12 protein-coding genes are annotated in these 14,570 nt (G+C 60.7%); 11 read left to right on the top strand and 1 reads right to left on the bottom strand.

The window, feature by feature from the left end:
• Window positions 1-20 precede the first annotated feature (20 nt).
• The 3 genes from ACSQ3J_RS07270 (at window position 21) to coaBC (ending at window position 4,434) form a co-directional block, all read left to right on the top strand.
• Window positions 21-572 (top strand): biliverdin-producing heme oxygenase, encoded by a 552-nt coding sequence (locus ACSQ3J_RS07270; protein WP_436038917.1) that lies wholly within the window; start codon window positions 21-23, stop codon window positions 570-572.
• Window positions 569-3,127 carry an HWE histidine kinase domain-containing protein gene (locus ACSQ3J_RS07265; RefSeq protein WP_436038916.1) on the top strand — a complete coding sequence of 853 codons (2,559 nt, stop codon included), beginning with the start codon at window positions 569-571 and terminating at the stop codon, window positions 3,125-3,127. The genes ACSQ3J_RS07270 and ACSQ3J_RS07265 overlap by 4 nt, the downstream gene beginning before the upstream one ends.
• 101 nt (window positions 3,128-3,228) lie before the next feature.
• Complete coding sequence (coaBC, locus tag ACSQ3J_RS07260) at window positions 3,229-4,434, top strand: bifunctional phosphopantothenoylcysteine decarboxylase/phosphopantothenate--cysteine ligase CoaBC (protein ID WP_436038915.1); 1,206 nt, start codon at window positions 3,229-3,231, stop codon at window positions 4,432-4,434.
• Here coaBC and ACSQ3J_RS07255 read toward each other — a convergent pair.
• Window positions 4,420-5,247 (bottom strand): class II glutamine amidotransferase, encoded by an 828-nt coding sequence (locus ACSQ3J_RS07255; protein ID WP_436038914.1) that lies wholly within the window; start codon window positions 5,245-5,247, stop codon window positions 4,420-4,422. The genes coaBC and ACSQ3J_RS07255 overlap by 15 nt on opposite strands.
• A 329-nt stretch (window positions 5,248-5,576) precedes the next feature.
• Here ACSQ3J_RS07255 and ACSQ3J_RS07250 point away from each other — a divergent pair, with 329 nt between their 5' ends.
• The 8 genes from ACSQ3J_RS07250 (at window position 5,577) to ACSQ3J_RS07215 (ending at window position 14,457) form a co-directional block, all read left to right on the top strand.
• Window positions 5,577-6,440: a MurR/RpiR family transcriptional regulator gene (locus ACSQ3J_RS07250; RefSeq protein WP_060500993.1), complete on the top strand. Its 864-nt coding sequence runs from the start codon at window positions 5,577-5,579 to the stop codon at window positions 6,438-6,440.
• Between the two features lie 103 nt (window positions 6,441-6,543).
• Window positions 6,544-8,475 carry a bifunctional 5-dehydro-2-deoxygluconokinase/5-dehydro-2-deoxyphosphogluconate aldolase gene (locus tag ACSQ3J_RS07245; RefSeq protein ID WP_436038913.1) on the top strand — a complete coding sequence of 644 codons (1,932 nt, stop codon included), beginning with the start codon at window positions 6,544-6,546 and terminating at the stop codon, window positions 8,473-8,475.
• A 224-nt stretch (window positions 8,476-8,699) separates the two neighbouring features.
• Window positions 8,700-10,550 carry a 3D-(3,5/4)-trihydroxycyclohexane-1,2-dione acylhydrolase (decyclizing) gene (gene iolD, locus ACSQ3J_RS07240; protein ID WP_436038912.1) on the top strand — a complete coding sequence of 617 codons (1,851 nt, stop codon included), beginning with the start codon at window positions 8,700-8,702 and terminating at the stop codon, window positions 10,548-10,550.
• Between the two features lie 74 nt (window positions 10,551-10,624).
• Entirely contained in the window at window positions 10,625-11,542 is a 918-nt protein-coding gene (gene iolE, locus ACSQ3J_RS07235; protein WP_436038911.1) for a myo-inosose-2 dehydratase, read from the top strand.
• 174 nt (window positions 11,543-11,716) lie between these two features.
• Complete coding sequence (gene iolB / locus ACSQ3J_RS07230; RefSeq protein WP_060500988.1) at window positions 11,717-12,517, top strand: 5-deoxy-glucuronate isomerase; 801 nt, start codon at window positions 11,717-11,719, stop codon at window positions 12,515-12,517.
• Window positions 12,518-12,553: 36 nt separating this feature from the next.
• Window positions 12,554-12,958 carry a GFA family protein gene (locus ACSQ3J_RS07225; protein ID WP_060500986.1) on the top strand — a complete coding sequence of 135 codons (405 nt, stop codon included), beginning with the start codon at window positions 12,554-12,556 and terminating at the stop codon, window positions 12,956-12,958.
• Window positions 12,959-12,976: 18 nt separating this feature from the next.
• The gene (locus tag ACSQ3J_RS07220; protein ID WP_060500984.1) at window positions 12,977-13,771 is read left to right on the top strand and encodes an AraC family transcriptional regulator; all 795 of its coding nucleotides are present in this window, start codon (window positions 12,977-12,979) and stop codon (window positions 13,769-13,771) included.
• 74 nt (window positions 13,772-13,845) lie between these two features.
• Entirely contained in the window at window positions 13,846-14,457 is a 612-nt protein-coding gene (locus ACSQ3J_RS07215; protein ID WP_060500982.1) for a LysE family translocator, read from the top strand.
• The last annotated feature ends 113 nt before the right edge of the window (window positions 14,458-14,570 follow it).

Here is a 14,570-nt window from a genome sequence, read left to right as displayed (position 1 = left end):
TACATATCCGGAAAACATAAATGCCAGATCGGTCCCGCCGAACACAATTGCGCGAAACGACGTCGCAAGCCCATGCCTCTCTCGACAATATGGTCGGCTCCTTTGATAGTCCCGATACCTACAGACATTACCTGCGGGGGATTTCGGCTTTCCGGGAGGCGGTCGAGGATAAACTAGCATCGGCAGTCTGGCCGGGGCACGGTGACAATTGGGATGTTGAGATGTTTTCGGGCTTGATTGCCGAGGATCTGAGAGACCTGAATGTGGCGCCTCAGCCACCGGTCAATGCTCCGGATATGGAGTTGAGCCGCGAGTCGCTTCTCGGCATGCTTTACGTGCTGGAAGGGTCGGCACTGGGCGCGCGTGTCCTTTACAAGCGTGCTCAGAGCCTTGGTTTTGATGCAGATTTCGGCGCGCGGCATCTGGCCGTCCAATCCCGTCGCAGCGATCGCTGGCCCGCCTTTCTCGCTATGCTCGAAAATGCGGATGCAATCGACATGGAGCAGGTCGCCAATGCCTCGCGGGCAACGTTTGCGACTGCCGAACAGGCATTTCGTCAGGCATCCCCATGAACCCGCATGACATCAAAGTGGCTGAACCGGTCAACCTGACCAATTGCGATCGTGAGCCGATCCATACTCCCGGCAGCATTCAGCGGCATGGTTGCCTGATCGCGTGCGATGCGCGTGCGGCAACGATTCTCCGGCATTCCAGCAATGCCGGCGCCATGCTGGGCGTTCCCGGAGAGATCAATGGCCTGCCACTCGAAACGCTGATCGGCGCCCAGGCGACGCACACATTGCGCAACGCTCTGGCAACGTTGGGCGAGGGCGTGCGTCCGGCGCTGTTGCCCGGGATGAGTGTGCCGGGCGGCGTCTTCGATGTGTCTATCCACATTTTCCGCTCGACCGTCATCATCGAGTTCGAATCGGCCTCGGCGGGTCAACCTTTGCAGCTGGCGCGTGGCCTCATCGGCCGTATCAGCGACATTGCCGACATCGACACCCTGGTGCGCCAGTCGGCCCGGCTGATCCGTGGAATGCTGGAATATGATCGCGTGATGATCTATCGCTTCGAGCAGGATGGATCGGGCAAGGTTATGGCGGAAGCCAAGCGTGGCGATCTGGAGAGTTTTCTCGGTCAGTACTTCCCGGCAAGCGATATTCCCCAGCAGGCCCGCACCCTTTATCTGAAAAACACCATTCGCATCATCGGTGATGCCAGCGGCGAACGGGTTGGGATTGTGCCGGTCTTCGATGCATCGGGCGAAGCGCTGGATCTGTCGCTGGCGCATCTGCGCAGTGTGTCGCCGATCCACTGCGAATATCTGCGCAACATGGGGGTCGCGGCTTCCATGTCGATTTCCATCATCGTCGATGGCGCACTTTGGGGGTTGATCGCCTGCCATCACTACCAGCCGCGCATCCTGTCGATGGCGGAACGGGTGGCGGCCGAAATGTTCGGCGAATTTTTCTCACTGCATCTGACCTCTCTGAGGCAGAAATCCAGGCTTGCCGCCGCCACGCGCGCCCGCGGCTCGCTCGATCGTTTCCTGCGCCTGGCCTCTCATCACGCCGATATCGGCCAGTTGCTGACGGAAAGCCTGCTGGATTTCAGTACGTTGATGCCATGTGACGGGATCGGGCTCTGGATGAACGATACTTGGAACTCACAGGGTTCGGCACCTCCGGCGACTGCCATTGCTGCACTGTCTCGCCACGTCGGCACGCTCGCCGAAGGCCGCGTCTGGGCGACGCATGCCTTGTCGCAGAGCATGCCGGAAGCGGAGGATTTTTGTGCGCAGGCGGCTGGCGTGCTTGCGATCCCTCTGGCGCAGACAAAGCGAGACTATCTGTTCTTTTTCCGCAAGGAACTGGTTCAGACCCTGAATTGGGCCGGCAATCCGGAAAAGACCTATGCGACTGGACCTTTGGGTGACCGGCTGACGCCGCGCCAGAGTTTCGCCATCTGGAAGCAGACGGTTCATCGGCAGGCTCAGCCATGGACGGAGGCTGACCGGGAAATTGCCGAAGTCACACGCGCCGCCCTGGTCGAAATCGGACTGCGGCACAGCGAACTGATGGCGGAAGAGCGCAGCCGCGCCGATGTACGCCAGCGCATGCTCAATGAAGAGCTGAACCATCGGGTGAAAAACATTCTCGCCCTCATCAAGTCGCTGGTCGGTCAGCCGCTACAGGAAGGCCGGACGCTGAGCGATTACGTTGCATCGCTGAAAGGCCGCATTCAGGCGCTCTCCTTCGCTCACGATCAGGTGGTGCGCGGCGATGGCGGCGGGCCTCTGATGGACCTTCTGAACGCGGAACTGACGCCCTACCGGCAGCCGGCCGTATCGATCACCGTCGGCGGGCCACCGGTCTTGCTCAATTCCCGCGCTTTCTCGGTGATGGCGCTTGTTCTGCATGAACTGTCTACCAATGCCGCCAAATATGGTGCCTTGTCGCGGCCTGGCGGCCGGCTGGATGTCTCCTGGTCCCTGACGCTGCATGGCGACTGCGATATCGTCTGGCGTGAAACCGCCGGTCCTCTCGTCTCCCCGCCCTCTCGCACCGGTTTCGGTTCGGCGCTGATCGATCGCAGCGTGCCCTACGACCTCGATGGCCGCAGTGAAGTAACCTACGCACGTGAAGGTGTTGTGGCCCGCTTCCTGCTCCCGGCAAAGCATATTTCGCTTGCTGAACAGCCGTCCTATACAGCAGCGGGTCAGGCCGTTGACAATGAACCGGCGAAAGGGGCGCTGGCCGCAGATTTGAAGGTCATGCTGGTCGAGGACCAGATGCTGATTGCACTCGACGTCGAAGGCATGCTCGGCGATCACGGTGTGTTCGATGTGATGACCTCTTCTTCGGCTGCCGATGCACTGAGCAGGCTGGTGGATTACACGCCGGATGTTGCGATTCTCGATGTCAATCTGGGGGAGGGGACTTCTCTTGCCGTGGCCCGCGAACTGGCGGAGCGTCATATTCCTTTCCTGTTTGCCACGGGTTATGGAAACAGCGAGATGATCCCGCTCGATTTTTCGTGGGTGCCGGTCGTTCGCAAGCCGTATGACAGTACGTCGCTTATTGCGACGATTGCAGCACTATTGAAGAGCAGCAACAGCCGATGATCCATGCCGGTACCGGTGATCTGATTGCCTCTCGACGGGCGGTCGGATAGGGTCCAGCCGGAAAGGCTGGGCATAACCGCCTGCCGAAATCGGAATTGGTCATGACGCTTCAGGGAAAACGTATTCTTCTCATCATTTCCGGCGGTATCGCGGCCTATAAGAGCCTCGATCTGATCCGTCGGTTGCGGGAGCGCGGCGCGTCCGTTCGTCCGGTGATGACGGCGGGAGCGCAGGCTTTCGTGACCCCGCTTGCCGTCGGTGCGCTGGCGGCAGACAAGGTGTTCACGGAGCTGTTTTCCCGCGAGGACGAGCAGGATGTCGGCCATATCCGGCTGGCCCGTGATTGCGACCTGATCATCATCGCGCCTGCAACAGCCGATCTGATGGCGAAGATGGCGAACGGCCTGGTTGACGATCTCGCCTCGACCATTCTTTTGGCGACGGACAAGCCGGTGCTTGTCGCCCCCGCGATGAACCCGAAAATGTGGTCGCATGCCGCCACCCGCCGCAACCACGCGACGCTTGTTGCCGATGGCATCCGCTTCATCGGCCCGGCCGCTGGCGAAATGGCGGAAAGCGGCGAAAAGGGCGAAGGCCGGATGGCCGAGCCGCTGGAAATTGCCGCTGCCGCCGAGGCGCTGCTGGACACAGGCCCGAAGCCCTTGGCTGGTAAGAAAGCCATTGTTACATCCGGACCGACGCATGAACCGATCGATCCGGTGCGCTATATCGCCAATCGCTCGTCCGGCAAGCAGGGCCATGCCATCGCGGCTGAACTCGCCCGGCTCGGTGCCGATGTAACGCTGGTCTCGGGGCCAGTGACGATCCCGGATCCGAAGGGCGTAAAGGTCATCCATGTCGAGCGGGCCGAAGAAATGCGCGACGCGGTGATAGAGGCATTGCCATCCGATATTGCGGTGATGGTCGCGGCCGTCGCCGACTGGCGGGTGGCAAGCGCCTCCGGCAACAAGATCAAGAAGCAGCCCGGCGAAGCGCCGCCACCGCTGCTGCTGACTGAAAATCCGGATATCCTGAAAACCATCGGCCATCACGCCAAGCGGCCTAAGCTGGTGGTCGGGTTTGCTGCGGAGACGCAGAATGTCGCCGAGAATGGCCGCTCGAAGCTGGAACGCAAGGGCGCGGACTATATCCTAGCCAATGACGTTTCACCCCATACCGGCATCATGGGCGGTGACCGCAACACGGTGAAGGTGATCGGCAAGACGGGCGATGAGGATTGGCCGGAGATGGACAAGCAGTCCGTTGCCGTACGGCTCGGAAAATTGATTGCCTCATACTTTTCCTGACGCCATCCGTTCTATCCGGGACGTATCCGAGGCGACACCTGCCGTTCCGAACAGGCGCACATCGACGCCATTTTCGCCGACGATGACGGCGGTGCCATCGGGGATTTCTACCCAGGCATTGTCATCGTCGTTCAGTGGTTCGGACACGAGGCAATAGCCACCGCTCGGTCCCATCGGCGCCGCATAAAGCGTCGGCGCTTTCCAGTCGGACGCATAACGCACGGCATAGAGATTGTGGCCGTCGGAAAGAGCCGCCGTAAAGCGCACCAGCACCTTGCGTTCCAGATGCCCGGCCAGGCGTTCGACGAAGGCCAAGGTTTCGGCGATGGCACCAAGCGGATCCTGCTCAAGGCCGAATTGCAGCGCCAGCAGGAATAAAAGTTCGCTATCGGTCGAGCCGGTTCGGGCCGTATAGAGATCATTGTCGAGCATCGCTTCCATCGGCCGGCGCAGGGCTTCGAAGTCGCCGATCTGGCCGTTATGCATGAAGGACCAGCGGCCATGCACGAAGGGATGGCAATTGTCGCGCCGTGTTCCGCCACCGGTCGCAGCCCGCACATGGGCGAGAAACAGCGGCGAGCGGATCTGCCGGGCAATGCTCTTCAGATTGCAATCCGACCAGGCGGGCAGGATATCGCGATAACGTCCGGGTTCCGGATGGTCTCCGTACCAGGCAATGCCGAAGCCATCACCATTGGTCGCCGTCTTGGCGCGGGTGGCGCAATGGGATTGCTCGATGAGCGAGTGGGCCGGCGACGACACCAGTTCTTCCAGATAGAGCGGTTCTCCGCGATAGGCTGCCCAGCGGCACATGCAGAATACTCCGGATCGCGGGGATGGCCCGCCTTGATGGTTCGTTAACCATGATGATTGGCGATCATCCGGTCAAACATGGTAAAAATACGTTAACGAACAGGCTCGTTTCCGCATCTTGCCGGTCAATCTACCATTTTTGGGCGTTGCGGCTGTTTCTTCGGGAACGCTGGCCGGGAACCATTCCAGCGCCGCGAAACATGCTGGGTGGCCATGGGCGGCGCGAAAACAGTAAGAAAAATACAAATCTGGAATGTATGTTCTATTCTTGCGAGGAAAGTTTGCATAAGGTCCTGACGACAGCGCAAAGCAGGAAGAGACCGGAATCTATGGCCGAAACAGAAAACAACATTGCCATTCCGCAGGATTTCGACAGTCTCAAGACCATCATCCTCGAGCGCAAGGCCCAACTGCCGAAGCGCCTGCGTCAGGTTGCAGCTTATGCCCTCGACAATCCCGATGAGATCGCCTTCGGTACGGCAGCCAGCATCGCCACATCGGCCGATGTTCAGCCTTCGACACTGGTACGCTTTGCCCAGCATTTCGGTTTCGAAGGCTTCTCCAGCCTGCAGCAGATCTTTCGCGCACGCTTGCGCGAGCGCACGCCCGGCTATGACGAACGCTTGAAGGCGCTGAGTGGCAACGACCACAGCAAGCTGGAAAGCGGCTCGATCTTCAACGGGTTCGTGGCTGCGGCCCATCGCTCGCTGGACAATATCGCCAGCTCCGTCGAGCCCGAGGCATTCGAGCGTGCCGTCAATATCCTGGCCGGTGCCGAGACGATCTATCTGGTCGCCAAGCGGCGCTCCTATCCAATCTCCGGTTACATGGCCTATGCCTTCGGCAAGCTGAAGGTCAAATATCAGATGGTCGGCACGGCAGCCGGGATCGATGACGATATTCTGGCGATGGCAGGACCGCAGGATGCAGCGTTTGCCGTCAGCTTTTCGCCCTATGCGTCCGAAAGCGTCAATCAGGCCAAGCTGCTTGCCAATCGCAAAGTCCCGGTCGTGTCCCTGACCGATTCAGCATTCTCCCCCCTCGCAGAATCCTCGAAAGTCTGGTTCGAACTCGTCGAAGCTGATCATGCCGGGTTTCGTTCGCTTTCGGCCAGCATGGCTTTTGCCATGGCCTTGACAGTAGCGATTGCCGAAAAACGGCGGCGGGTCAGCGAAGATCATTTAATAGAATGAAAATTCCACGTTGACTAAATGGCGGAATTTATGTTTCATAAAGGCGACACCCCACCAGCCAAAAAAATGTCGGCGCGACGCAAGCGCCCGCCGGGAGGAAGCAGTGAGCCAGATCAACGCTACGCAGGCGGATAAGCCGCTCGACCTTATCACCATCGGCCGTGCCTCGGTTGATCTTTATGGCCAGCAGATCGGGACACGGCTTGAAGACGTCGCTAGCTTCGCCAAATCCGTCGGCGGCTGCCCTACCAATATCTCCGTCGGTACAGCGCGTCTTGGCTTGAAATCCGCGCTTTTGACCCGCGTCGGCAAGGAGCAGATGGGCCGTTTCATCCGCGAGCAGCTGGAGCGCGAGGGCGTCGAGACCAAGGGTATCGTGACTGACCCCGAGCGGTTGACGGCGCTGGCTATCCTTGCTGTCGAAAATGAACATTCCTTCCCGCTGCTGTTCTATCGTGACAACTGCGCGGACAGCGCGCTGTGCGAGGACGATGTTTCCGAAGATTTCATCCGCTCCGCCCGCGCCATCCTCGTCACGGGCACCCATTTTGCCAAGCCGCACACGGATGCCGCCCAGCGTAAGGCGATCCGCATTGCCAAGGCAAGCGGTGCAAAGGTCGTTTTCGATATCGACTACCGGCCCAACCTCTGGGGCCTCGCTGGCCATGACGCCGGCGATAATCGCTATATCGCCTCCGAAAAGGTCTCCGCGCATCTGAAGACCGTATTGGCCGATTGCGACCTGATCGTCGGCACCGAAGAAGAAGTTCTGATCGCGTCCGGCGACAGTGACCTTCTGGCAGCGCTGAAGACCATCCGCGCCAATTCCAGGGCGACGATCGTCCTGAAGCGCGGCCCGATGGGCTGCATCGTCTATGACGGCCCGATCTCGGACAATCTCGAAGACGGTATCGTCGGCAAGGGCTTCCCGATCGAAGTTTATAACGTGCTCGGTGCCGGTGATGCTTTCATGTCCGGCTTCCTGCGTGGTTGGCTGAAGGGCGAGCCGCATGCCACCTCCGCGACCTGGGCCAATGCCTGCGGTGCGTTTGCCGTGTCGCGCCTTCTCTGCGCACCGGAAATCCCCACCTGGACCGAGCTGCAGTTCTTCCTGGAAAACGGCAGCAAGGAAAAGGCGCTGCGCAAGGACGAGGCGATCAACCACGTTCACTGGGCAACCACCCGCCGCCGCGAAATCCCGCAGCTGATGGCGCTCGCCATCGATCACCGCAGTCAGCTGGAAGATCTGGCCGGTGGCGACGCCGGGCTTCTGGCCCGTATTCCGGCCTTCAAGGTTCTGGCCGTCAAGGCTGCCGAGCGCATCGCCAATGGCCGACCCGGCTTCGGCATGCTGATCGATGACAAGTACGGCCGCGACGCACTCTATACCGTCAACAAGAACTTCTGGATCGGCAAGCCGATCGAACTTCCGGGCTCGCGGCCGCTGCAGTTTGAGTTCAGCCAGGATCTCGGTAGCCGGCTTATCGATTGGCCGGTTGACCACTGCATCAAGGTTCTGAGCTTCTTCCATCCGGACGATCCGGCGGAGATGAAAGCCACCCAGATCGCTAAGCTGCGCTCTGCCTTTGAGGCTGCCCGCAAGGTCGGCCGTGAAATCCTGATCGAGATCATCGCGGGCAAGCATGGCACGCTCAACGACAGCACGATCCCGCGGGCGCTGAGCGAGCTCTACGATGCTGGTCTGAAGCCGGATTGGTGGAAGCTTGAACCGCAGGCAAGCCGCGCCGCTTGGGCAGCGATCGATGCCGTCATCGAAAAGCGCGATCCGCTCTGCCGGGGTGTTGTCCTGCTTGGGCTGGAGGCCCCATATGAAGCGCTGAAGGAAGGCTTTGCCGCTGCTCGCACGTCAAAGACAGTCAAAGGCTTTGCTGTCGGCCGGACGATCTTCGCCGAGGCGAGCAAGGCTTGGCTGGCTGGCGAGATCGATGATGAACAGGCAATCGCCGACATGGCGGGCAGGTTCGAGGCTCTGGTCAATCTCTGGCTGGGTTTGGCGGAAACAAAGGCCGCTTGACTGGTTGGTGCGGCATGCGGCTGCACCCCCTCTGTCGGCGATGCCGACATCTCCCCCACAAGGGGCGAGATTAGCCACAGGCTCTTTCCGCCCCTTACGGAACTAAGGGAAAAGAATAATCTCCCCCCTCGTGGGGGAGATGTCCCAAAGGGACAGAGGGGGGTAAAACTTTCCTCATAGACAGGATTTAATGCGAGGCAATGTCCTCGTTCGAGGAGGAAACGATGAGCCAGAAAACCGTTCGCCTGACCATGGCGCAAGCCGTCGCGCGGTTTCTCACCAAGCAGATGACCGTGATCGATGGTGAGAAGACGCCGATCTTCGGCGGTGTCTTTGCCATTTTTGGTCATGGCAACGTCGCCGGGATCGGCGAGGCGCTGCATGGCATCAAGGATACACTGCCGACCTACCGCGCCCAGAACGAGCAGGGCATGGCCAATGCCGCGATTGCGTTTGCCAAGGCAAGCTTCCGCCGCCGCTTCATGGCCTGCACCACCTCGATTGGCCCCGGTGCGCTCAACATGGTGACATCGGCGGCACTCGCACATGTAAACCGTCTGCCGGTTCTGCTTCTGCCCGGTGATGTCTTTGCCAATCGCCGCCCCGACCCGGTCCTGCAGCAGATCGAGGATTTTGGCGATGGTACGATGACCGTCAACGATTGCTTCCGCCCCGTCTCACGCTATTTCGACCGCATCACGAGGCCGGAACAGATCATTCCGGCGCTGCGCCGTGCCATGCAGGTGTTGACCGATCCCGCCGATTGCGGACCTGTCACCTTGTCGCTGTGCCAGGATGTGCAGGCGGAAGCCTATGATTATCCGGAAAGCTTCTTCGACGAAAAAGTCTGGACCACCCGCCGCCTGCATCCGGATGCCGACGAACTGGCGCATGCGATTACGGCGCTGAAGGCCGCCAAAAAGCCGGTGATCATTTCCGGTGGCGGCGTGCTTTATTCCGAAGCCAGCAAGACGCTTGCCGCCTTCGCTGAAAGACACGGCATTCCCGTTGTTGAAACCCAGGCCGGAAAGTCGTCGTTGCCGCACAGCCACCCGCTCAACATGGGTTCGGTCGGCGTCACCGGCACATCGGCTTCCAACCAGATGGCCGAGGATGCGGACGTCGTTCTCGCCGTCGGTTCGCGTCTGCAGGACTTTACCACCGGCTCCTGGTCGCTGTTCAAGAACGACAACTTGAAGATCATCGGCCTCAACACGCAGGCCTTCGATGCTGCAAAGCATGAAGCCTTGCCGCTGGTGTCCGACGCCCGCGTCGGCCTCGATGCCCTCAGCGCCGGCCTTGGCTCGCACAAGGTCGATGTCGGCTGGACGAAAAAGGCGATGGACGGCAAGGCCGAATGGCTGAAGGCCGCCGTTAAGGCGACCGCCACGACCAATGCAGCATTGCCATCCGATGCCCAGGTCATCGGTGCCGTCCAACGTGCCCGTAAGGAGAACACCACGCTCGTCTGCGCCGCCGGCGGTCTGCCCGGCGAACTGCACAAGCTCTGGCAGGCGGAAGCGCCCGGCAGCTACCACATGGAATACGGCTTCTCGACCATGGGCTACGAAGTGGCCGGTGGTCTCGGCGTCAAGCTTGCCAAGCCCGACAGCGATGTCATCGTCATGGTCGGCGACGGCAGCTACATGATGCTGAATGCCGAGATCGCCTCGTCGATCATGCTCGGCGCCAAGATCACCATCGTGCTGCTCGACAATGCCGGTTATGGCTGCATCAACCGGCTGCAGATGGCAACCGGCGGTGCCAACTTCAACAACCTCCTGCGCGACACCCATCACGTGACGCTGCCGGCGATCGATTTTGCGGGGCATGCGGCGGCCATGGGCGCGCTCACCCGCAAGGTCGCCTCGATCAGCGAGCTGGAAATCGCGCTGAAGGAAACCGCCGGCGAGAACCGCACCACCGTCATCGTCATCGATACCGATCCGCTGATCACCACGGATGAGGGCGGTCACTGGTGGGATGTGGCGGTGCCGGAAGTATCCGAGCGCTCGAAGGTCAAAGAGGCCCGCAAGGGGTATGAAAAAGCGCTCGCCGCCCAGCGCATCGGTTAAGCCTCACACATTTGCCAGATCATTTCGGGAAGCCCGCCATGGGCTTCCCGAACGCCGTCTCAAGGAGAATTTGCATGAAAGCCAAACTCGGCATGTCGCCCATCGCTTGGTGGAATGACGACCTTCCTGAACTCAGCGACGACGTGTCGCTCGAAGAATGCCTGCGCCAGTCGCGCGGTGCGGGCTTCACCGGCATGGAGCAGGGCCGCCGTTTTCCCAACAACCCGAAAGACATGCTACCGATCCTGCGCGCCGCTGACGTGACCCTGTGCGGCGGCTGGTTCTCCGGCACGCTGGTCGACGAAGAACTCGCGGCCAACAAGGATCGCATCGCGCCGATGATCGAGCTGTTCAAGGCCGTCAATGCGCCGTGCATCGTCTATGGCGAAGTCGGCCGCTCGATCCAGGGCGATCGCTCAAAGCCGCTCGCCACAAAGCCGCGCCTTGGCGATGACGAGATGAAGGCCTATGCGCGCCGCGTCACTGAGTTTGGCGAATGGTGCGCCGATCAGGGCATGCCGCTGTCCTACCATCACCACATGGCCGCCGTCGTGGAAACCGAGCCGGAACTCGACGCATTCATGAAAAACTCGGGCGAAGGCATTCCACTGCTCTTGGACGCCGGCCATCTGGCTTTCGCCGGTGGCGACGTGCTGCGCGCCATCGATAACCACCATGCCCGCATCAACCACGTGCATGTGAAGGATATCCGTCAGTCCGTCGTGGACGGTCTTGACCGCAGCAAGCAATCCTTCCTCGATGCAGTTGCTCTCGGCGCCTTTACCGTTCCGGGCGACGGCTCACTGGATTTCGGCGCTATCGTCAAGCGTTTCGCCGATTATGGCTATGAAGGCTGGTTCGTGGTCGAGGCCGAGCAGGATCCGCGCAAGTCGCCGCCGCAGAAGATGGCGGAGATTGGCTATGCCGAATTGATGCGCGTCATGACCGCTGCAGGCTACACGGTGGAAACCGAAGGTTTCCCCAAGGGATAATACTCCTTGGGAAGGGCTGAACCCCTCGCCAGATGTGTGCAGTCCACCAGCCCGCTTGCCGGGAACGAACCCTCCTCTCCCGTTGCGGGAGAGGATACGAAGGCCGGATGAGCCCTTGGCCGAAATTGGTGAGGGTTGATCCAAGCCAGATGAAAGCAATAGGAGAACAGCATCATGCCGAACCTGCTCGTAAAACCCAAGGGCGATCAAGGCCGCGTAACCCATGTGACGCCGGAGAGTGCAGGCTGGACCTATGTCGGCTTCGATGTGCACAGGGTGAAGGCCGGCGAGACGGTCAGCGCACCGGCCAGTGACCGCGAGTCGTGCCTCGTCTGGATCAGCGGCAAGAGCGAGACCAGTGTCGATGGCCAGGATTTCGGCGTGGTGGGCGAACGTATGAGCCCTTTTGAGGGTGCGCCGCATGCGCTCTACGTTGCACCCGGCTCGGCATGGCAGATGAAGGCCGTCACCGATCTCGAACTTGCAGTTTGTTCCGCACCGGGCGGCGGTGATTTCAAGACCAAGCTCATTCCTCCCGGCACCCACCCGCTGCTTCATCGCGGCAAGGGATCGAACACGCGCCATGTCACCAACATCATGCCGGAAGACGACAATTCCGCCCATTCGCTGCTGGTGGTCGAGGTGATCACGCCGAACGGCAATACGTCCTCCTATCCGTCGCACAAACACGACCAGGATAACCTGCCGGACGAGAGCTTCCTGGAGGAAACCTATTACCACCGGCTGAACCCGCCGCAGGGCTTTGCGTTCCAGCGCGTCTACACGGACGACCGTTCGCTGGACGAAGCCATGGCGGTCGAAAATGGCGATGTCACGCTGGTGCCGAAGGGCTACCACCCCTGCGCCACGATCCATGGTTATGATCTCTACTACCTCAACGTCATGGCTGGTCCGTCGCGCATCTGGAAATTCAACAATGCCAAGGAACATGCCTGGCTGTTAACCGGCGCCTGATGCGCTAGTTTCCTTCCTCAGCAGGGAGGAACTGAGATGCATATCGACGGACACTGTCATTGCGGCGCGATCCGCTACGAGGCGGAGATTGATCCCGGCGCGGTTGGGATCTGCCATTGTACCGATTGCCAGCATCTCACGGGGTCGGCCTATCGGGTCACTGTTTCGGTGCCTCGGCGTAATTTCCGCATTACGGCGGGTGAGCCGAAAACCTACACAAAGACCGGCGACAACGGCCGGACGCGTTTCCAGATGTTCTGTGGCAATTGCGGCTCGCCGGTCTATACGACGGGAACCGATGAGGACGCTGACGAGATCGGCGTTCGCTGGGGCAATATCACTCAGCGCCGCGCGCTTGCGCCAAGGCATCAGATCTGGTGTTCTTCGGCGATTAACTGGTTTGGCGAGCGCGATGCGCTACCAGGTCAGGAGCGCGGCTAGGCGCGGAGGACCGACGAGATGAAACCTGGCCAATTCCGGATGCGGAAATGTGCGATCGAAGGTGTCGAGGCCGTTGAAGCCGAAACGGCGCACAGCTTCGGCCGCCATACGCATGACCAGTACGGCATCGGCGTCATACTCCACGGCGCCCAGAAGTCAGCCAGCGGCCGCGGCCCGGTCGAGGCTGGCGCCGGGGATATGATCACGGTCAATCCCGGCGAAGTGCACGACGGCCATCCGATTGGCGGGGAAGGGCGTTCATGGCGGATGCTCTATTTTGATCCGGCCTTGATTGCCCAAGCCGTCCTGGATATCGGCGAAGGCCGGCCAGAGGAATTTGAGTTCACACAGCCGGTGATAAACGGCAATCATGCCGCCCAACACCTCCTGCCTGTCTATACGGCAATGACGCAGGCCCGCGAAACACTGGCGCCGGAAACGGGCCTTCTCCTGCTGGTGGCATCGCTGATGGATCGCCAGCGTGCCTCCCGTTTCGTGCCGCCGTCCATCCGCCGGGCAAAGGCCTTGCTGGATGACGATCCAACGGCTGCCACAACGCTGGCCGACCTTGCCGCCGCAAGCGGACTTAGCCGTTTTCAGGTGGTGCGCGCCTTCTCGCAGGCAACCGGCATGACGCCGCATGCCTATCTGGTCCAGTGCCGCATCAAAACCGTGCGGCGGATGATCGCCAGGGGCACGCCGCTCGCCGACGCCGCCTTTGCCGGCGGGTTCGCGGATCAGAGCCATATGACGCGGGCCTTCGTCCGCGCCTTTGGCATCACGCCGGGAGCCTACGCGCTGGCGCATAGCTGACGTTCTGCAATTTCGTTCAAGACTGAAGGGCCGCCGATCCGCTTATCTTCGGCTTTCCTTGAACGGAGCCTGCCGTGACCCTCGAATATCTGCTGACATCCATTATCATCATCCTGTTGCCCGGCACGGGCGTTCTCTACACGCTGGCAACCGGGCTCAATTCCGGCGCGCGCGCCAGCATTCTCGCCGCCTTCGGCTGCACGCTCGGCATCCTGCCGCATATCGTTGCCAGTATCGCCGGGCTGGCGGCCCTGCTGCACACCAGCGCCCTGGCGTTTGAAGTGATCAAATATCTCGGTGCCGCCTATCTGCTCTACATGGCCTGGACCGTGCTGCGCGATGCCGACAGCCTGCAGGTGACGGAGGAAGCCCAGCCCACCCGGCCCGGCAAGATCATCGGAACGGCGATCCTGCTCAACAGCCTCAATCCGAAACTGTCGCTGTTCTTTCTGGCCTTCCTGCCGCAATTCGTGCCGGATGGCACCGCGTCACCCACCCTGTTCATGCTGTGGCTCGCCACCGTTTTCATGGTGCTGACCTTCGTCGTCTTCGTATTCTACGGTGTCTTTGCCGCCGCAGCGCGACGCTATGTCATCTCCCGGCCAGACGTCACCATCTGGCTGCGCCGTGGTTTTGCCGGCGCCTTCGGGTTGATGGGGTTGAAGCTGGCCCTGTCGGCGCGGTAAGGCTGATGAAGAAAACGCTCCAGAGGCGATATCCGTTTGATCTAACGGGAAAATCCCTTTATTTGAACGGGGTCGCCGCACGGTCAAAGAGTTGCGGCTCGCCAGACATTCAA

Origin of the sequence: Rhizobium sp. LjRoot98, assembly GCF_964252935.1 — a bacterium.
GTDB lineage: Bacteria > Pseudomonadota > Alphaproteobacteria > Rhizobiales > Rhizobiaceae > Pararhizobium.
The sequence above is the reverse complement of the archived record's forward strand: the minus strand, read 5'-3'. Positions and strand labels throughout refer to the sequence as shown.